Genomic DNA, 19,444 nt, shown 5'->3' with positions numbered 1-19,444 from the left:
AAAAGGTTTGCTTTAAAGGCAAACCTTTTTTAGTTTAGAGACTTCATGGATTTACAACAAGAACTCAATAAAACAGGAGGCTTTAAAAATTTAGACTTACTTGCTAAGCAGGTGGTTGAAGGTTTTATTGCGGGGATGCATAAAAGTCCGTTTCACGGATTTTCGGCCGAATTTGCCGAACATAAAATCTATAATCAAGGAGAAAGTACCAAACATATAGATTGGAAACTTTATGCAAAAACCGATAAGTTGTATACAAAGCGATACGATGAGGAAACTAATTTGCGTTGTCATTTAATTATAGATAATAGCACCTCCATGCACTATCCGGAATTAAAAACTTTTTCCATAGATAATTTAAATAAGATTGCTTTTACGGCTTTAGCATCAGCATCATTGATGCATATTTTAAAAAAACAACGCGATGCTGTGGGCTTAAGTATTTATAGCGATTCCTACGACTTTTATTCTCCAGAAAAAGGAAGTGAGAGGCATCATCATATGTTATTGAATCAGTTAAGTGAAATGGTGCTGTCTAAACCGGTACAAAAACAAACAGATACATATACTTATTTACATCAAATTGCCGAAAATATTAAAAGACGTTCTTTAATTTTCTTTTTTACAGATATGTTCCAAACAAAGGTGGAAGAGGAGAAGTTATTTGATGCCTTGCGTCATTTAAAATATAATAAGCATGAAGTAGTATTGTTTCATGTGTTTGATAAGCAAAAAGAATTGCTTTTCGATTTTGATAATGTACCTAAGCGATTTGTTGATGTGGAAACAGGAGAACATATAAATTTATACGCCGAAAATATAAAAGACACGTATAAAAAGGCTGTTGGTGATTATTTTGAGGCTATAAAATTAAAATGTGGTCAATACAAGATAAAATATGTGGAAGCTGACATAAATAATAAATTTGATAACATCCTGACAACCTATATGATAGAGCGTGAAAAATTTATTTAGATAAAAAAATGTAAAATATTAGAGAAAAATGTTTGTCATATAGAAAAAGCCTCTTATATTTGCACCCGCTTGGAGGCTTAAAGTCTACGGATTTTTACTAAAAAGCATTGCACAAAGCAACGGTCTGGTAGTTCAGCTGGTTAGAATGTCGCCCTGTCACGGCGAAGGTCGCGGGTTCGAGTCCCGTCCAGACCGCAAACCCGATAGATATCGGGAGCTAAAAGCTTCAAGAAATTGAAGCTTTTTTTTGGCAATAAAACTGCCGTAGGTAGTTAAAATTTAGTTGTGTTGTTTGGCAGATGTAGTAGTCTGTCATAGGTAGTAGAGTTGAATCTTTCAACTTTATCCAATGGAAAGCTTTCCTTTTTTCTTTATTGAAAATTGGGATGCTTTTTTGTTTTGGGGAATTAATTTTATATTAATTTATAGCAGCAGCTATATTACTTGTTTTAGCTTCTTTACAGTTTTTATAAAATGTTCTAATTAACTCTTCTTTCTTAAATGGTTTGGTAATAAAATCGTCAAAACCATAAAATTTAAGTTTCTTATATAACTCTTCGTCAGGAATACTGGCAGTAAATGCAATTATGGTTTGGTTTGGATTAATTGCTTTTAATTTCTCAATAGCTTCGAAGCCATTTAATCTTGGCATATCTAAGTCTAAAAGAATAAAATCTATGTCTTTATGTGTTTTTGCTATTTCTATAGCTTCCATACCATTATTAGCTAAAAACACCTTTGCATGATAGCTTTTAAGTAATGTGTCTGTATAAAGTAAAGTTACCTTATTGTCGTCTGCGATTAGGACATTTTTACCTTTTAAACAATATTCATTTTGAATTAAAAGTTTTATCGGTTCAATATTAGTTTTTATACTGGTTTTATCAAAAGTGATTTTAAACGAAAATATACTCCCTTTATTAATATTGCTCTCTATCTCTATAGTAGAGCCCATATTGTTTAAAATGGTTTTAGTTAATGTTAACCCTAGTCCTGTACCTCCATAAATATCTGAGTTTTCACATTTTATTTGCTGGAAACTTTCAAATATCTTAGAATAATTTTCTGCCAAAATTCCTATTCCTGAGTCTTCAATTTTAAATAATACAGACACATTGGTTGAAGTTTCCTCTACTATAATTACTTTAAAGGAAATAAAACCTTCGTCTGTGTATTTTACTGCATTAGATAACAAATTCTTAAAAATCTGTTGTAGTCTCATTTTATCAAAGACTAAATTAAGATCTGTAATTTTTGTGTCTATTTCGGTCTTAAAAAAGATGCCCTTAGCATTAGCAGCCAAGACATATTCATTAGCAATTTCTATTAATAGATTATTTAGAGATTCTGGTTTTTCTATTAATTCAAATTTACCAGACTCTATTTTATGAATATCTAATACGTCGTTAACCAAACTAAGCATTTGGTCGTTACATGTGTCTAAAATGGTAGCATATTTTTTAAGTAACTCGTTATTGGGTTTTAATTCCTTTTTTTGTTCAATAATGAGTTGAGTAATTCCATTAATACTAGTTATTTGTGTTCTTAACTCATGACCAAGACTGGTTAGAGCAACCATACGATTATCCTTTTCTTTTTCGGCACGCTTTTTATCTTTTAAAAATGAAATGAAAAAATTACGACTAACATAAACTATAATTACAGCAAACATTACAACAGTTATAAAACTAGTTGTAGAATTAATCAACATTTTTATATAGATATCTCTATCCTCTATAATTGAATACATAGGAAGTTCCGGTGCTATAAGTAGGGTAGAGACTGCTATAAGTGCAACAATTGAAAATAGAATATAATTGTCTCTAACATAATTTTCATGTCTTTTTACTAAGAAAGGAATAGCTAGTATAATAGCAAAATAATAAAGAAAATTAAAGGATATACGCCCTTCTATTACTAAGATTCCCGATATGCTAATTGAAGTACCTATAACAAAGATAAATGCACCTAATAAATGTTTTTTAAATTTAAAATAAACTAACATTGCAAGTAGTACAGATACTAGTATGAGTGTACTAAAATATAAAGATTCCATATGATCTATTGAATAATTATATATAATGTTAATTACAGTAATAGCCAAAGCAAGAATGTGAATTATAAAAGTAAAAGGATCTACATACTTTTCTTCTTTTTCATATAGGTTTTTCTTTATGTTTTCCATTATAAGTGTTTGTTTAAAATTGAAAACATATTATCATTTTTAAATGGTTTGGCTAAAAAATCATCAAAATGAAATTTACTAATCCTATTTAACAATCCGAAATCTGGAATGTTAGCAGTAAAGGCAATAACTTTTAAAGAGTTGTTTATTTCTTTTATATGCTGTATTGTTGTAAATCCATTCATTACTGGCATTTCTAGATCTAATAAAACAATGGAGATGTCAGCATTAGCTTCTACTAGTTCTACAGCTTCTACACCATTGTATGCCTTAAGAACTATAGCGCCGTTTTTCTCTAATAACTTACTAGCATAAAGCATGCTAATTTTATTGTCTTCAGTTACTAGTATTTTCTTACCCTTTAGGAAAGAAGGTGAGACTTGAAGGTTATTGTCTTTGTTTTGTTGAGACAAATATGGTACTTTTTTTAACTTGAGTGTAAAATTAAAATCACTTCCAACACTTTCTATGCTGTTAACATTAATTTGAGAACCCATTTTCTCAATAATTGTTTTTGAAATGGATAGACCTAAACCTGTTCCACCAACATTTGCAGTGTCTTTATCTCTAATCTGCTGAAAACTATCAAAGATTTTTAATAAGTTTTCATTAGAAATTCCCATTCCCGAATCCTTTATAGAAAATATAATAGAAGACTCCTCTTCATTCTCAGATTCCATTTTAACCGTAAATTTAATGAATCCATTGTCCGTATATTTTATGGCATTAGAAATTAAATTTTGTAATACCTGTGTTAGCCTTGACGAGTCAATATCCAGATAATCATTTTTTAATATAGGATCTATAGATACATCAAAAATTAAGTTTTTTCCTTCTGCTTTATTTTTAAAAGGAATAACAACTTGATGAAGGAGTCCATAAATATTTTCGGGTTTACAATTAAGATTGAAATTTCCAGACTCAATTTTATGAATATCTAAAATATCATCTACCAAGAAAAGCATTTGCTTACTGCATAACTCTAAAGTATCGGTATAATCAGAAAACGTTTGCTTAGACATACTTCCTTTTTCATTCTGCACTAATAGCAATTGTGTAATACCATGTATACTACTTAATTGTGTTCTTAATTCGTGACCTAAATTAGAGAGTACTCGTGTTTTAGTGTCCTTTTGTTTATTAGCATTTATTTTCGCTTTAATTAATGCCGTAATAACATTATTGAACGCGGCAATCATTATAAAGGCAAATGCTAAAAATAATATAAATGTGATTAAGGAATTACTTAGTAGTTTATCGTTAGCAGCCTCTGTTAATAGGTTTTTTATATTGTATTGAGGAGATAAAATGAGGCTTAAGGTTGTAAAAACAAATGTAATAAGTGCTAAAACGACACCATTAATTAAATAGTTTCTGTTTCTTCTAATTATAAACGGAATCGTGCATAATAGCGCATAATTGTACATAAAATAAGAGCTTGTTAAGCCTAATTTATAACACAAATAAAATATTGAAATATTTAAAGATGTAATTAGTAAAACACTTGAATGAAAATACTTTTTCAAATTAAAATATAAGTAAAAACTAAGTAGTAATGAAACCAGTGAAAACCAGGTTACATTTCTGGAAATTTGATAATTTGAAATGGAATTAAATGCAAGGACAAGTATACAAGTAATTATTCCAATAGTATAGGTAGTAAAAGTGAGTTTATCGGCAGAGTTAAGGCGCTTAAATCTTGTTTTCTTTATAAACGAACTTATATTTAATGATTTGGGTTTCATATAATATGTTAAGTAAGAATCTCTTATGTAATAATCTCTATTATGGTTTAGTTAACAAAATAAAGATGTATGTTACAATATTATGCTTTTTATCGACAAAACAAGCATTTAATCGTGCTTTTATGTGTTATTTTTGATATTTCTATAGAACATTAACTTTTATGTGTTTGTGTAAAACTAATATGCAAAATTGAAACAACTAGACTAGAGTTGCAATTATTAAAGTTGAGAATCCATAATTTGTTTATCTTTTTAGCTAGAAGATTTAGTTGTGTTGTCGAACTTTATTACTGAATATATAGATAAGCCTATGAAGGTCTTTTCTCTAAAAAATAAACCTTATAAAAAGCATTGGAATTATCTGAAAATTCCCTAATTTTGAATCATTCTAAATAAGGAATTAATTTTAAAACTTTTTAATATGAAATTAGCATCATTAGTAAACAACCTAGAATACAATGAAACTAGACCAACCATTCAAGTTCTATTAGAAACAGAAACTGGAAAAGAAATTAGAATAGCCTTTAAAGAAGGGCAGTTAATGAAAGAGCACAAAACCCCTTTCCCTATTGTTGTTGAAATTTTTGAAGGAGCCATCGATTTTGGAGTAAATGGCACAGTACATCAATTAAAAAAAGGAGATTTAATAGCTCTAGAGGGTAATGTGCCTCACGATTTAACAGCCTTACAGACGAGTACAGTTCGTTTAAGTCTTAATAAATTAGACTCGGCTAAACGTGTGGAAGGGGTTATCAATAAATCCTAAAATAAATACCAGAGCACTAAAACATTAAGGATAGATTTATTTTTAAAATTGAAAATTATGTATTCAGAAAAAGATATTGCAAGTTTTGTTTACAAAGAACCACTTCTAGATAAAATTATAGGCTTAAAACCAGTTACATGGATTAATCCAAATAGGAAAACCATGTTAGAGATGCCCGACTTTTCAATTAGTATGAAAGATATTTTAGAATCAGAAGGGCTTTGGGAGCGTTTTGCCCCATTTTTTATGGAAGCTTTTCCTGAAACTAAAAACACTCAAGGAATCTTAGAGTCTCCATTAAAAGAGATTTCAAGTATGAGAAATTTTTTGAATAAACAAAACCCTAAAATAGAAGGGCGACTATTCTTAAAATGCGATAATAAGCTTCCAATAGCCGGGTCTATTAAAGCTCGTGGTGGTTTTTTTGAAGTTTTAAGTCATGCCGAAAAACTAGCTTTAAAAGCTGGATTGTTAAAAGATGATTATCGAGCCTTCACTTCTTCTGAGTTTAAAGAATTTTTTAATAAGCATAAAATTGGCGTTGGCTCCACTGGAAATTTAGGGTTAAGCATTGGAATAATAAGTGCGGCCATAGGTTTTCAAGTAACTGTTTATATGTCGGCCGACGCCAAACCATGGAAAAAAGACTTACTTAGAGAAAAGGGAGTTAGGGTGGTTGAGTTTTCGGGAGATTTTAGTGAAGCTATTTTAGCAGGAAGAGAACAAACTAAAAAAGATCCTACAGCCTATTTTGTTGACGACGAAAATTCCAACGATTTGTTTTTAGGATATTCTGTTGGAGCTTTAAGAATTGCTAGACAGTTAGAAGCAGATAATATTCAGGTAGATGCCCAACATCCATTATTTGTGTATTCTCCTTGTGGAGTAGGAGGGTCGCCAGGTGGCACTGCGTTTGGTTTAAAACAGATTTATGGAGATCATGTGCATTGTTTTTTTGTAGAACCAACTCATTCTCCTGCCGTGTTAGTAGGACTTCTTACCGGAGAGAATAGTAAAATTAGTGTTCAAGATTTTGGAATTGATAATAAAACAGAAGCCGATGGTCTTGCTGTTGGACGTCCATCAAGCTTTGCTACTTCAATAAGTTCGCACCTTATAAGCGGTCTTTATACCATGGAGGATCAAACACTTTACAATTTGCTTACCCAATTAATGGATACTGAAAATGTTTTCTTAGAACCTTCGGCTACTGCCGGGCTAATTGGTCCTCATCGGGTTTTAAGCACAGATTATGCAAAAATTAATAACTTGAATATGAAAAATGCAACTCATATTGTTTGGGCTACCGGAGGCAATTTAGTGCCGGAAATAGAACGTAAAGAGTTTTATGAACGCGGTCTTGCAACAGTAGGGAATAAATAAAACACCCATCTAATAAATTGTTTTTACTAAAAACTACTTCGCTTTAGTCAGATTTTGTTAATTCTTATTTTTTAAAACACCTAAAGTAGCTTTTAATTAACTAGTTACAATTTTTGTTTATACAGGAGACAGCGGAATTTCTTACTAATTAAGACGACAAATACTGTCAAAAACAGCTTTTTATCGATGATATATGTATTTAATCGATTAAAAAATTGTTTTATCTTGACTTATAACTATATTAGCAGTCCTTCTTAAGTCCCCAACTCGAAAGAATCAACTTAAAAAGGTAATTAATTCATTTTTAGACATATTATGTCTTATTCCCTCACGATCAAAAAGATATGTTTATAACATTGTTGTACACATTTTTTTAAAATTAATAATCCATTTTTCCCTCCCTTAAAGTTTTGCAAAAAAAAAAGCAAAGCAGGCTTATTATTGAGAATTAATTAATAACTAAATAGAATACTTATGAAATCCCTATCAATTACATTATTAGCAGCATTATTTTTCGCAACCGCTTTTGGCATTAACCCAGAAGTTAACCAAGTAACTAAAAGCCCAAAAGAGACTACTATTTCAAAGGATACTGATATTCAGTACAGTTTTGAAGTAAATAGACATATTAAAAAAGGAGTTAAAGTTCCTACTCACGCTTAAAATGTATGTCATTTTATAGATAAACTTACCTTTTATTTTTTAAAAGGTAAGTTTATCTATGTTTTTATCTGCCTTAATTTTGCCATTAAATCTGAGACTTGCCTTTTATGTCATAAAAAATTTTAAATTTGAAAGACTTTGAAATGAACAAGTATTGTATCAAAAAATAATAATCATACTCGTATTATTTTTTCTCTTACCATTAAATGCGCAGAATACGTCTTTTAATAGGCAATTAGACAGTATTTATTTTTATCGGAATCTGGCAAAAGAAGCGGTAGGTTTTGATAAAAAAATAGAATATGCTCAATATGCTATAAAACTATCTGAAGCAACCCATCAGGATTCTACAATTCTAAAAAGTAAACGCTTACTTGCAACTCTTTATCTGAGAAAACTAGATGTGAATTCTCTATTCAATATCAATCATGAAAATTTAAAACTTGCAACTAAGTTAAAAGACTCCATGGCTATTGCAAGCATTACGACCGTTTTAGGGTATTACCATCAGCAGAAAGCCCAAATTGACAGTTCTTATTATTATTACTACACCTCTTATAAGGTTTATAAAGCTTTAAATGAAGAAAAGAGAGAAGCAGATGCACTGTTCAATATGGCAAGTATTCAATTTAGTCAAAGAGATTATATTGGATGCGAACAAAGTGCTATAGATGCTATTAGATTATTTCAAAGCTTACCTAGAACAGATGAGAATCTTGATAATCTATGGGCTCTATATAACCTTATTGCTATAGCATCTGATAAATTAGGAGCCTATGATAAAGCTATAGAATATCACCATAAAGCTTTGACATATAGCGATCAACTTTCAGATAATTACCTATATACCTTATATTCTAACAGTAATATTGCTTTAATCTATAAAGAATTAAAAGACTATGATAGAGCTTTAGAAATCTATCACGATTTATTTAAAAATAAAGAGCTTTTACTTGAGGAGCCAGTTAATTACGCATTAATTTTAGGAGATTATGCTTATATAAAATACTTGTCTAAAAATTATAAAACACAAGAAATATCTCAAATGTTTACAGAAGCATATAAAATTAGTGATAGCTTACAAGACCATTATAGTATTATGTCTGTTAGTTTAAATGCTTCAGAATATTATAATAATCTAGAAAAAAAAGATTCGGCACTTTTTTTTGTAAATAGAGCTTATACTATTGCAAAAGAAACTAATACAAACGATGTTATTTTAAAGTCTCTAATGTTAAAAGCTGAAATAGAGGAAGAGTCTAAAGCTAAAGTCTATTTAACAGATTATGTAAAATTAAGTGATAGTCTTCAAAATAAAGAGCGTAATATTCGAAATAAATTCGCTAGAATTGAATTTGAAACAGATCAAATAGTAGAGAGGAATAAGCAGATGGCTAAAGAAAGACTTTGGCTGTTAATCCTTTCTATTGGGTTAATGTTTACCTTATTGTTGTTATATATTATAGTTTCTCAACGGAATAAAAACAAAGAATTAAAATTTAACCAACAGCAACAAGAAACAAACGAAGAAATATATAATTTGATGCTTTCTCAACAGGATAAAATTGATGAAGCTAGAGTTGCTGAGAAAAAACGAGTTTCTCAAGAAATACACGATGGTATTTTAAGTCGACTATTTGGAATTAGGCTAAACCTGGACTCCTTAAATATGAGTGTCCAACCAGAAGCAATTAAAACCAGAGAAAAGTGCTTAGGCGATTTAAAAGAAATAGAAGTCGATTTAAGACAGGTTTCTCATGAGTTAAATACCGATTTTGTGTCTGGTTCTAATTATATTAGTATTATTAGAACTCTTGTTGAGACACAAACAAAAGCTTATAAATTAAAATACGACTTGATTAATGATGATAATATCGATTGGGATGAGATTTCTAATAAAACAAAAATTCACTATTACAGAATTATTCAGGAATCTCTTCAAAACATATATAAACATGCGGGTGCTAGCTTTGTAAATATTAGCTTTAAACAAAAAAATAATGTAATTTGCTTAACCATTGCAGACAATGGTTCTGGTTTCGATGTAAACAAAGCTAGAAAAGGTATTGGTTTAAAGAATATATATACTAGGGTTCAAGAAATTGACGGAAAACTAGACATCCAATCCACTGCCGATTCTGGCACTAAAATAAGTATAACAGCTCCAAATAACTAGCAAAAACTAATGCAAACTACCATTCGTATATTAATGACGGACGATCATCCAATGATTATTGAAGGATATCAAAACACCTTAATTGCAACGAAAAAACCTAATCAAAACTTAAAAATAGATATTGCTAATAACTGCGACGAGTCCATAAAATTTATGGAAAATGCTGTGGCAAGAAACAATCCATACGATGTGTTATTTATGGATATTAGTTTACCTCCCTCTACTGATGGTAAATTTAATAATGGTGAAGACTTAGCTATGCATGCTAAAAGTATTATGCCTAAAGCCAAAATCATTATTCTAACCATGTTTAATGAAGTATATAGAATTCACAATATTGTTAGAACAATAAATCCAGAAGGCTTTTTAATTAAAAGCGACTTAACTTCTAAAGAACTGGCAAATGCCTTTCAGGCAGTTTTAAGTAACCCGCCATTTTATAGTGGTACTGTAAACAGTTTAATTAGGAAAACAGTTTCTACAAACATTGTACTAGACGATGTAAATAGAAAAATACTTTATTTGTTATCTCAAGGTATCAAAACTAAAAACTTAAAAGAGTATATAGATCTTTCTTTAAGCGCTATTGAAAAACGAAAAAAATACATGAAAGAAGTGCTTTTTGTTGAAGATGGTAGCGACGAATCTCTATTAGATAGTGCTAGAGATAAAGGAATTATCTAGTTTTTAGATCAAATACTGTTAAAGTTTTCGTTTTTTCAAATTTTTAAAAACGTGTTATGTCACGGTATAGTTGCTAATTACGGTTTTCCCGTAAAACTTTTGTGGTTTTCCCGTAAACAAATTCAAATGCTTCGTTCTATATTTGAAGTATCAACAACTGATTAATTGATCCCTCAAAAGAAATAGTTGATAATAGCATTTACACTAGCCTCATGACTGTATATTATTTGTATTAGTCATGAGGTTTCTTTTTTTTACTAAAAGCTAAAAATTCCACTTTTGTATTCCCAGAACTTCCAAATAAATAACCCAAAGTAGATAACGGCTACAATAAACTTTAGAAAAGTTCCTGTTAAGAAACCTAAAAACGAACCAAAAGCTGCTTTTACAGCTGTTTTAGAATCGGTTCTATTTAATAATTCTCCTAAAAACGCCCCAATAAAAGGCCATACTATAATCCCAAACACACCTAATATTGGAAATATAATAGAAACTAATAAGCCAAGTGTAGTCCCAATAACTCCGTATCTGCTGCCTCCAAATTTTTTTGTACCAAGAGCAGGAATAAAATAATCTGCAGCAAAAACTATTAGAGCTATAATCAGAGTTGTAATCAAAAATGTCCAATTAGTTGGGATTGCACTGGTTAAATGGAGTAGTAATAAACCAATCCAACTTAGTGGAGGTCCGGGAAGTATGGGGAGAAAGCTTCCTATAATGCCAGCTATCATAAATAGAAACCCAAGAAAAAATAATAATAAGTCCATAAATTTTTCTTTATAAGACGAAGATATAAAACGATTGTTACAAATTAATAACTAAAAAATTAGTTCAAACTATATTTTTAGTTATATTTGTATCAAACTAAAACTTTAGTTAATAAATTATGCAACAGAAAAAGCAACTTACAAAAGCCGAAGAAGAAATTATGCAGGTGTTATGGCAGCTTGAAAAAGCCAATGTTAAACAAATAATAGATGTTTTGCCAGAACCTAAACCAGCTTATAATACAGTTTCTACTATAGTTAGAATATTAGAGACTAAAGGTTTTGTGGATTACGAAAAACAAGGAAAAGGACATATTTATTTTCCATTGGTAAAAAAACAAGATTATAGCAATCAAAGTTTAAACACTTTAGTAGACAACTACTTTCAAGGATCATTTAAAAGTATGGTATCCTTTTTCGTTAAGAAAAACGATATTAGTTTACAAGAGCTAGAATCGGTTTTAAAAGACATGAACAAAAAGGACTAATTATGGCACATTATATCATTCAAACAATCGCATTTCAACTATTCTTTTTAATAGTTTATGATGTTTTCTTAAAAAAACAAACGTTTTTTAACTGGAATAGGGCCTATCTTTTAATTACAGCAGCTTTATCATTTATTCTGCCAACCATAAAAGTTGAGATGTTTAAAAACATTGTGCCACAGCAATATATTATCACCCTTCCAGAAGTTGTTATAGGAAAACAAAACCCAATTGTTTTAGATGAAGTTTTAATTGAAGGTGCCAATCAAGCATCAAGTTTTTCGTGGTCTTGGATGTATCTTTTCTATATGGGCTCTGCTTTTGCATTGATGATTTTTGTCTTCAAAATTATTAAAATATCCCAATTAATTATTAATAATCAAAAACATCGAGAATCTAATTTACAAATTGTGAATTTAGAAAACAGTCGGGATGCCTTTTCATTTTTCAACTATATTTTTATTGGAAAACAATTAGAAAATGAAGAACGAGAAACCATATTTAAGCACGAACTGGTTCACGTAAAACAAAAACACAGCTTCGATATGTTGTTTTTCGAAATCCTTCGCATATTATTTTGGTTTAATCCGCTAATTTATATGTATCAAAATAGAATTTCGGTGGTGCACGAATTTATTGCAGATGCCGAAGCTGTAAAGCACAATAAACAACAATATTATCAAAACCTGTTATCGCAAGTATTTCAAGCCAAGCGGGTATCATTCATCAATCCATTTTTTAAAGAATCATTAATCAAAAAACGAATCGTTATGTTACAAAAATCAAAATCAAAACAAGTCCAATTAGTAAGGTACGCACTTTTAATTCCAATGGTATTTGGGATGTTAGTTTATTCTTCTTGCAGTGATGCAAGCCAAGATAGTATGACTGTGAGTGAAGTATCTCAAGAAGATCAATTAAAAATGATTATCGAATCTTTTGATAAGGAAGGGAAATTAAACGAATCTGAAAAAGAAGAGCTAACAACCTATTTTTTAGATGTTATTAAAGCAAATGTTGAAGGTCAGGATGTTTCGACTCTTCCATTAAATTCTTCAGAATTTGATGGAAACGGCGAAGTTCCATTTACAGTAATAGATCAAGTTCCAATATTTCCAGGTTGTGAAGACGGAAGTTCTAACGAAGAGAGGAAACAATGTATGATTGGAAAAATTAGTAGTGTTGTGGCCGAAAATTTCAATACAGATCTAGGAAAAACATTAAACTTAACTGGTGTTGTGAAAATATTTGTTTTCTTTAAGATTGATAACCTAGGAAATATTGTTGATGCCAAAGCAAGAGCAGAAAAGCCAGAACTTGTTGAAGAAGCGCTGCGAGTGATTAGTATGTTGCCAAAGATGACACCTGGAATGCAGGATGGGAAAACAGTAACAGTACCATACTATTTACCAATAAAGTTTGAAATAAAAGAGTAATTATAAATATTGAATAAAGAACCGAAGCTTTGTCTTCGGTTTTTTTATGTTTAAACACCTCCATTTATGTAGAATAATTAAAAATATTGTACTTTTCCGTTTCAATTCTGTGTATGAAACATTTGTACCTTTTTATTGGTTTTTTGTTGCTTGTTTCTTGTAATTTTTTCAATGTGAAGAAAACAACGTCTGATGCTATTTTAAATGAAGAATTAAAAACATTTAATTGGAGTAATGTAGATGAATATCCTTCTTTTGCATCCTGTAATGATGCTATTTCTAAGGAAGAAAAAAAACGCTGTTTTCAAAACACCTTAACAGCTATTATTACTAACAAAATACAGAGAGACACTATTGTTGTTAGCCAGAATATTGACGATACCATTTATATAAAATTCCAAATTTCAGAACAAGGCGTTTTATCCTTTTTAGAAGCCAAAGTGGATTCAGTTACGCGTCACGAAATTCCAAACATAGACGAGATTCTTACAAGTAGTCTAGATTCCTTACCAGAAATATATCCAGCCATAAAACGTGGGCAGCAGGTAAAAACAGCATTTACTTTGCCTGTTATTATTCGTGTTAACTAGATGATTTAAACAAAAGCTACAGGTTAAATTTAAATCCTAAAGCAAAATCTATTGGAAAACTCCCTTCATTTTTAGTAAATAAAGCAATTAGATTATCATAGGCAAGTGTAATATATCCGTTCTCAGTCACTTTTATGTCGCTACCCAATCCAAAACTGAATGGAGCCTCCAATCTTGAACCACAGTCTTTTTCTATAATGTAAGTTCCAGGATTTAATTCGTTTTCATAGCTTAAAGTTTCGTTATAAAAAGTATAGGTAACAAAGGTTATATTTCCATAAATGCTAAAATTATTCCTATAAATAAAACGGTACCTGTATCCTAAACCTAATTGTGTGGATGAATATTTAAAATCGTCAGTTTCTAAAGCTGTTCTAAGATTAAAATATCCGGCATGGCGTTTTAATCGCTTATTGCTATAAACTTCAAATTCTGCTCCAAAAACTGGAGCTAAAGAGTTGTTTGGATTATTCACGAATGGTTGATTAGTAAGTCCTAAAAGTCCACCCAAACGCGCTTTAATTTTAGGCCTCGGCTCGTAGTTATAATTGAGATCGCTGGTAGAATTATACATGTTTATGTATTCTTTTAAACTACCAAGTGTTAAATTAATCTTCTCTGCCGAAAGACCGTAGTCCTGAGTCAAATTATTCAAAACTGTTTTATATTCTTCTCTATACTTTTTAGTTTCTAGGTTTTTAGTGTTTATTAACTCTTGAATAGAGCCATTTTCTGTTCTAACAAAATAACGATATTTTCCATCGAAAATATTCCAAAGTAAATCTAGGTTTCCTTCAACTTCTATTTTCAACTGAAGCGCTTCGCCATTGACTATATAAGGTTCCTGTGCGTTTAGTGATAAACAAGGTAGGGAAAGGCATAACAAAAAGATAAGGTTTTTCATTAGTCTTAGGTTTTGGGGTTCTTGTAAATCTAGCAAAAATAAATGATTTTGGCACTATTTTCTGTAGGCTCGATCTTTCCATTTATAACTTGAAAAAATAGAAGTAACGGCAATATAAACCGAGAAGAACGGATAGATTATAGCACTCAAGAGATAACTGCTAAACAGTTCTTTCTGATTAAAAAATGAAGCTGTTTTAAAAAGTAAAATAAAATCAATACTAATTTTAAGCGAAAAAATAAGTAATAAATAGATCCAATCCAGTTTGCCAATACCAACAAATACTAAGGAAGCAATTAAGGTAGTATTCATTAATAGAACAAGCAGGCCTGTAAACTTGCCAAAACTGTTTTTATAATGAGTAGTTTTGGATGCCCATCTTACTCGCTGAGACTTTAAACTTCTGAAATCTGGCTGAGGTTTGGTAAAAACAAAAGCTTCTTTGGCTTTTAAAAATAGTGCAGAATCTTTATGTTTTTCTATAGCTTTTTGTAATAAAAATACATCGTCTCCACTAGCAATGTCCGCGTTTCCTTCAAAACCATTTAAACTTTTAAAAAAATCTTTTTTATAGGCTAAATTAGCGCCATTACTTAAAAAAGGTGTTTTTAATCCAAAACCACCGATAGTTGCGCCCATTAAACTTAAAAAATCGAAAGCCTGAAATTTGTCTAAAAAACTATTTAGCTTATAATAAAGAACTGGCCCAGAAATCATGCTAGCATTGGTTTTATAGATAAAACTGTTATAGCATTCAAGCCATAACTTGGGCAATAAACAATCGGCATCAGTGGTTAGAATCCAGTCGTATTGAACCTTATCAATAGCTGCCGAGATGGCATCTTTTTTAGGAGATTTCGTCCTTCTTTTATTTTGAAGTACTTTAAAATCTATCTCAGAACCTGCTAAATAATGTTCAATAATTTCTAAGGAAGCATCTTCAGAAGCATCATTTATAAAAATAACTTCAAAGTTTGTAACAGGATATTTTAATTTGGAAATAGAGTTTAATAATTCTGGTAGATTTTCAGCTTCATTTCTAAAAGGAATAATAACAGAAAACTTTATTTTTGTTAAGGAATCTTTAGGTTGAAACTCAATAACTTTTTCGAAACCATAAATAAAAGTGCTTATTAAAAACAGATATAGAAACGTGATTACAAAAATAAGTATAATCATGAAGTTATAGGTTTAGGGAGTTTAAACCGTAGTACGAATACGCTTCCAACCATACTTGGGAAAACAAAATTGAGCAGCCACATAAGTGTAACAATGCTCAAAATTGTCAGTTCGTTAACTCCAATTATCGAAAACAAATAAACGGCGACACTCCCTTTTATTACAACATCAAAAATAAAAATAGAAGGAATTACCGAAGCCAATAAGTACATAGAAGTAATTATGGTCATAGCATTTAGATAGGATATTTCAACGCCAAAAAGTTGGAGTAGGAAATAGAACTGAAAAGAAAACACAAGATACCTCAGTACAGAATAGAACAAACAAATTGTATAATGATTAATAAGTATATGTTTAAAAAAGCGTAACAGTTTTTCAATAGAAACCCCTTTAATTGTAACTTCTTTTTTCTTCCATCCAAAATAGCCCAAGCTTAAGATAAAGAGCAAAACAATTAAGACCTGGAATGTTTGCGGAAAGTTCATATTTAAAGGGTGTACTAAAATAAAAAAGTACAAACCAATGCATCCAAAAATGGTTGTTACAAACATTTGCATACTGTTTCCTAGAAAATTTAGTAATACTATTTTCTTCCTTAAATTAGAGCTATAGAAAACAGCTTTAGCGCCATATTCTCCAATTCGGTTTGGTGTAAATATAGAAGCTGTTAAAGAACCAATACTTTGGTCAAGAGCTTCCTTTAAGCTTATTTTTTTAAATACTGAAACTAAATTACGCCATTTTAATATTTCCAAAAACCAGTTAAAACTACTTAAAACAAGCAGGAAAATGATGTTTTGCGACGAAAAAACGTTGTTTTTGGTAATAAACGCAGAAAAAACTTTAAAATCTAGTTGATTGTTTGTTGTGAGCTTGTGGTAAATAAAATAAAATGCAGCAAGTACCAAGCTTATTTTTAGAAGCACAAATAAGAATTGTTTAATTTTGTAAAATAAGGTTCTAAGCATTTATAGAGAACAAATTATTTGCCGCAAATTAAACAATATTGTTTTATGAATACATATTTTATAAACTTAAAACTGGTCTGGGTTTCTATTATCTTTATGTTTGTCTCAGTTTTAGGTTTTAGTCAAGCCGAAACTAGTAAATGGAAAGCACAAGTTGCATTAGGGATTAATGTTCCAAACTCCAGTGGGTTTGTTACGGGCTTTGAAGCTAAATCTGTTAATTTCCCAACTATAAACTTAGGAGTCCAACATATGTTTAAAAGACAGTTTGGAGTTAAATTAGATTATGGTTTTAACCGGTTGGCACATAAAGACGATTCACCGTATTTTAAAGTAAATTATTCTAGAATAAACGCACAATTTGTCTACGATCCTACTCCAGTATTTACTTTTTTGCCACTTGGAATGGGAATTGTTGCACATGCTGGACCAGGTTTTAGTATGATAAAACCTTTGGGAGAATATGGAGAAAATAAAACCTCGTTCTTGAATGCTATGGCAGGAATCGAGTTTCATTATAATATTACAGACATATTATCTGTTTATTTAGATACCTCCTATATTTATGGGTTTAGTGGCGATTTTGATCCGGTTTCAGATGGTTTTGGATCGTTTAACGGGAATTTGTTAACTGCAACTATTGGAGTTTCTTACTCTTTAAGTGGTTGTTATTATTGCGACTAATGAGTAAAGATAAAATTATTTTAGGTATTGATCCAGGAACAACTATTATGGGGTTTGGTCTAATAAAAGTGGTTGGAAAAAAAATGATTTTTTTGCAATTAAATGAGTTGGATTTAAAAAAATACGACGATCATTATTTAAAGCTAAAAATTATTTTTGAAAGAACTATTGAACTTATTGAATCGCATCATCCAGATGAGATTGCCATTGAAGCTCCCTTTTTTGGAAAAAACGTGCAAAGTATGCTTAAGCTGGGAAGAGCTCAAGGCGTAGCCATGGCAGCAGGGTTAAGTAGAGAAGTTCCAATTACAGAATATGCACCAAAGAAAATTAAAATGGCGATTACTGGAAATGGAAATGCCAGTAAAGAGCAGGTGGCTAAAATGCTCCAAAGCATGTTAGGAATTAAAACCTTACCAAAAAACTTAGATTCTATGGATGGCTTGGCAGCTGCTGTTTGTCATTTCTATAATGCAGGTAGAATTGAAATTGGAAAAAGCTATTCTGGTTGGGATAGTTTTGTAAAACAAAATCAAGATAGAGTAAAGAAATAAACTGCGTTTATTAGTATTTGGCAGACTGATAGTGTTTAAAAATATGAAAAAGAGTAAGGATTCTAATCGTTCGAGTACCAATTCTTCCCTTTCTAAGACCTTAGAGGGAGTAGGTATTTATATTCATATTCCGTTTTGTAAACAAGCCTGTTTTTATTGCGATTTTCACTTTTCTACTTCCCTTAAAAAGAAAGATGAACTAGTCCAGGCTTTAGCAAAAGAGTTGTTTTTACGAAAAGATGAATTTACCAATCAAATAATTGAAACTATTTATTTTGGAGGAGGAACGCCAAGCTTATTGAGCCTTGAAGAATTAAATTTTTTAATTGCAGAAGTTTATAAAAATTATGAAGTTATTGAAAACCCAGAAATTACTTTAGAAGCCAATCCAGACGACTTAAATAAAAATCAAATAGTAGAGCTTTCTAAAAGTCCTGTCAATCGTTTAAGTATTGGTATTCAATCTTTTTTTGAAGACGATTTAAAAAGTATGAATCGCGCACATTCATCAGAAGAAGCAAAAAATTGCTTGTCTTTTGCAACACAATATTTCGATAATATTACCATTGATTTAATTTATGGTATTCCCAACATGAGCCTAGAAAAATGGAATGAGAACCTTAAAACGGCATTTGGTTTTGGTATCAATCATATTTCGAGTTACGCTTTAACAGTAGAACCCAAAACAGCCTTGGATTCCTTTATAAAAAAAGGAGAATATCCACCTGTAGACGACGAGTTAGCTCAGCTTCATTTTAACCATTTAATAGCAGAAACAGAAAAACAAGGATTTGTTCATTATGAAGTTTCAAACTTTGGAAAACCTAAGTATTTTTCAAAGCATAATACCAGTTATTGGCAAGGAAAACCTTATTTGGGAATAGGGCCTTCGGCGCATTCATTTCAAGGTCGTGTTAGAGGTTGGAATGTGTCGAATAATACAAAATACATAAAAAGTATAGAAGAAAATAAGTTGCCAAGTACCAAAGAAACATTAACTCTTCAAGAGCGATATAACGAATATGTTATGACGGGTTTAAGAACCATCTGGGGAGTTTCAGTAGAAAAAGTACAAGAAGAATTTGGCGAAGATTATACAACATATTTATTAAAAACTTCAGAGAAATTTATTAAAAAAGACTTACTAATTATTTCAGAAGAAATGGATGCACAGGGAAACAGGATTAAGAACTTAAAAACCACTCAAAAAGGATGGTTTTTAGTAGATGGAATTGCTGCAGACCTGTTTATGATTTAGTATCTTTGTTGAGAACAATTGAGTAAATAATTACAGAAT

General features: G+C 30.5%; 18 protein-coding genes and 1 tRNA gene. 13 read left to right on the top strand and 6 right to left on the bottom strand.

What is annotated here, in order from left to right:
* The first annotated feature begins 45 nt into the window (after nt 1–45).
* Together OS188_RS03325 and OS188_RS03320 are read left to right on the top strand one after the other, a co-directional pair.
* A complete protein-coding gene (locus OS188_RS03325; RefSeq protein ID WP_267147397.1) occupies nt 46–975 on the top strand; it encodes a DUF58 domain-containing protein in 930 nt (309 codons plus the stop codon).
* A gap of 121 nt (nt 976–1,096) precedes the next feature.
* Nucleotides 1,097–1,170 (top strand) — tRNA-Asp (locus tag OS188_RS03320).
* 223 nt (nt 1,171–1,393) lie between these two features.
* On the opposite strand, the gene OS188_RS03315 is transcribed toward OS188_RS03320, so the two are convergent.
* Both OS188_RS03315 and OS188_RS03310 read right to left on the bottom strand, forming a co-directional pair.
* Nucleotides 1,394–3,160, bottom strand: a complete 1,767-nt coding sequence (locus OS188_RS03315) for an ATP-binding response regulator (protein WP_267147396.1) — start codon at nt 3,158–3,160, stop codon at nt 1,394–1,396.
* The gene (locus tag OS188_RS03310; RefSeq protein WP_267147395.1) at nt 3,160–4,587 is read right to left on the bottom strand and encodes a hybrid sensor histidine kinase/response regulator; all 1,428 of its coding nucleotides are present in this window, start codon (nt 4,585–4,587) and stop codon (nt 3,160–3,162) included. Before OS188_RS03310 ends, OS188_RS03315 begins: the two co-directional genes overlap by 1 nt.
* 739 nt (nt 4,588–5,326) lie before the next feature.
* On the opposite strand from OS188_RS03310, the gene OS188_RS03305 reads away from it, so the two are divergent.
* The 5 genes from OS188_RS03305 (at nt 5,327) to OS188_RS03285 (ending at nt 10,577) form a co-directional block, all read left to right on the top strand.
* A complete protein-coding gene (locus OS188_RS03305) occupies nt 5,327–5,671 on the top strand; it encodes a cupin domain-containing protein (protein WP_267147394.1) in 345 nt (114 codons plus the stop codon).
* A 57-nt stretch (nt 5,672–5,728) separates the two neighbouring features.
* A complete protein-coding gene (dsdA, locus tag OS188_RS03300) occupies nt 5,729–7,054 on the top strand; it encodes a D-serine ammonia-lyase (protein ID WP_267147393.1) in 1,326 nt (441 codons plus the stop codon).
* 474 nt (nt 7,055–7,528) lie between these two features.
* Entirely contained in the window at nt 7,529–7,717 is a 189-nt protein-coding gene (locus OS188_RS03295; protein ID WP_267147392.1) for a hypothetical protein, read from the top strand.
* A 154-nt stretch (nt 7,718–7,871) separates the two neighbouring features.
* The gene (locus OS188_RS03290; protein ID WP_267147391.1) at nt 7,872–9,893 is read left to right on the top strand and encodes a tetratricopeptide repeat-containing sensor histidine kinase; all 2,022 of its coding nucleotides are present in this window, start codon (nt 7,872–7,874) and stop codon (nt 9,891–9,893) included.
* A 9-nt stretch (nt 9,894–9,902) separates the two neighbouring features.
* The gene (locus OS188_RS03285; RefSeq protein ID WP_267147390.1) at nt 9,903–10,577 is read left to right on the top strand and encodes a response regulator; all 675 of its coding nucleotides are present in this window, start codon (nt 9,903–9,905) and stop codon (nt 10,575–10,577) included.
* A 257-nt stretch (nt 10,578–10,834) separates the two neighbouring features.
* Here the strand turns inward: OS188_RS03285 and OS188_RS03280 are convergent, their stop codons facing one another.
* Nucleotides 10,835–11,344 carry a DUF456 domain-containing protein gene (locus tag OS188_RS03280; RefSeq protein WP_267147389.1) on the bottom strand — a complete coding sequence of 170 codons (510 nt, stop codon included), beginning with the start codon at nt 11,342–11,344 and terminating at the stop codon, nt 10,835–10,837.
* A gap of 119 nt (nt 11,345–11,463) precedes the next feature.
* On the opposite strand from OS188_RS03280, the gene OS188_RS03275 reads away from it, so the two are divergent.
* From OS188_RS03275 to OS188_RS03265, 3 genes are all read left to right on the top strand, one after another.
* Entirely contained in the window at nt 11,464–11,832 is a 369-nt protein-coding gene (locus tag OS188_RS03275) for a BlaI/MecI/CopY family transcriptional regulator (RefSeq protein ID WP_267147388.1), read from the top strand.
* A 2-nt stretch (nt 11,833–11,834) separates the two neighbouring features.
* Nucleotides 11,835–13,268 carry a M56 family metallopeptidase gene (locus OS188_RS03270; RefSeq protein ID WP_267147387.1) on the top strand — a complete coding sequence of 478 codons (1,434 nt, stop codon included), beginning with the start codon at nt 11,835–11,837 and terminating at the stop codon, nt 13,266–13,268.
* Nucleotides 13,269–13,441: 173 nt separating this feature from the next.
* Nucleotides 13,442–13,858, top strand: a complete 417-nt coding sequence (locus OS188_RS03265) for a hypothetical protein (protein ID WP_267147386.1) — start codon at nt 13,442–13,444, stop codon at nt 13,856–13,858.
* Nucleotides 13,859–13,874: 16 nt separating this feature from the next.
* On the opposite strand, the gene OS188_RS03260 is transcribed toward OS188_RS03265, so the two are convergent.
* Genes OS188_RS03260 through OS188_RS03250 form a run of 3 tightly spaced genes read right to left on the bottom strand, consistent with a single transcriptional unit; the run spans nt 13,875 to nt 16,909 of the window.
* Entirely contained in the window at nt 13,875–14,762 is an 888-nt protein-coding gene (locus OS188_RS03260; protein WP_267147385.1) for a hypothetical protein, read from the bottom strand.
* Between the two features lie 54 nt (nt 14,763–14,816).
* Nucleotides 14,817–15,941, bottom strand: coding sequence for a glycosyltransferase family 2 protein (locus OS188_RS03255; protein ID WP_267147384.1), 1,125 nt, complete (start codon nt 15,939–15,941; stop codon nt 14,817–14,819).
* The gene (locus OS188_RS03250) at nt 15,938–16,909 is read right to left on the bottom strand and encodes a lysylphosphatidylglycerol synthase domain-containing protein (RefSeq protein WP_267147383.1); all 972 of its coding nucleotides are present in this window, start codon (nt 16,907–16,909) and stop codon (nt 15,938–15,940) included. The genes OS188_RS03255 and OS188_RS03250 overlap by 4 nt, the downstream gene beginning before the upstream one ends.
* A 45-nt stretch (nt 16,910–16,954) precedes the next feature.
* On the opposite strand from OS188_RS03250, the gene OS188_RS03245 reads away from it, so the two are divergent.
* The 3 genes from OS188_RS03245 to hemW are packed head-to-tail and all read left to right on the top strand — an operon-like array spanning nt 16,955 to nt 19,405.
* Complete coding sequence (locus OS188_RS03245) at nt 16,955–17,593, top strand: cell envelope biogenesis protein OmpA (protein ID WP_267147382.1); 639 nt, start codon at nt 16,955–16,957, stop codon at nt 17,591–17,593.
* Nucleotides 17,593–18,147, top strand: coding sequence for a crossover junction endodeoxyribonuclease RuvC (ruvC, locus tag OS188_RS03240; protein ID WP_267147381.1), 555 nt, complete (start codon nt 17,593–17,595; stop codon nt 18,145–18,147). The genes OS188_RS03245 and ruvC overlap by 1 nt, the downstream gene beginning before the upstream one ends.
* Before the next feature lie 43 nt (nt 18,148–18,190).
* Nucleotides 18,191–19,405 carry a radical SAM family heme chaperone HemW gene (gene hemW / locus OS188_RS03235; RefSeq protein WP_267147380.1) on the top strand — a complete coding sequence of 405 codons (1,215 nt, stop codon included), beginning with the start codon at nt 18,191–18,193 and terminating at the stop codon, nt 19,403–19,405.
* Nucleotides 19,406–19,444 lie beyond the last annotated feature (39 nt).

Source organism: Xanthomarina sp. F1114, assembly GCF_026410255.1.
Lineage (GTDB): Bacteria > Bacteroidota > Bacteroidia > Flavobacteriales > Flavobacteriaceae > Xanthomarina.
The sequence above is the reverse complement of the archived record's forward strand: the minus strand, read 5'-3'. Positions and strand labels throughout refer to the sequence as shown.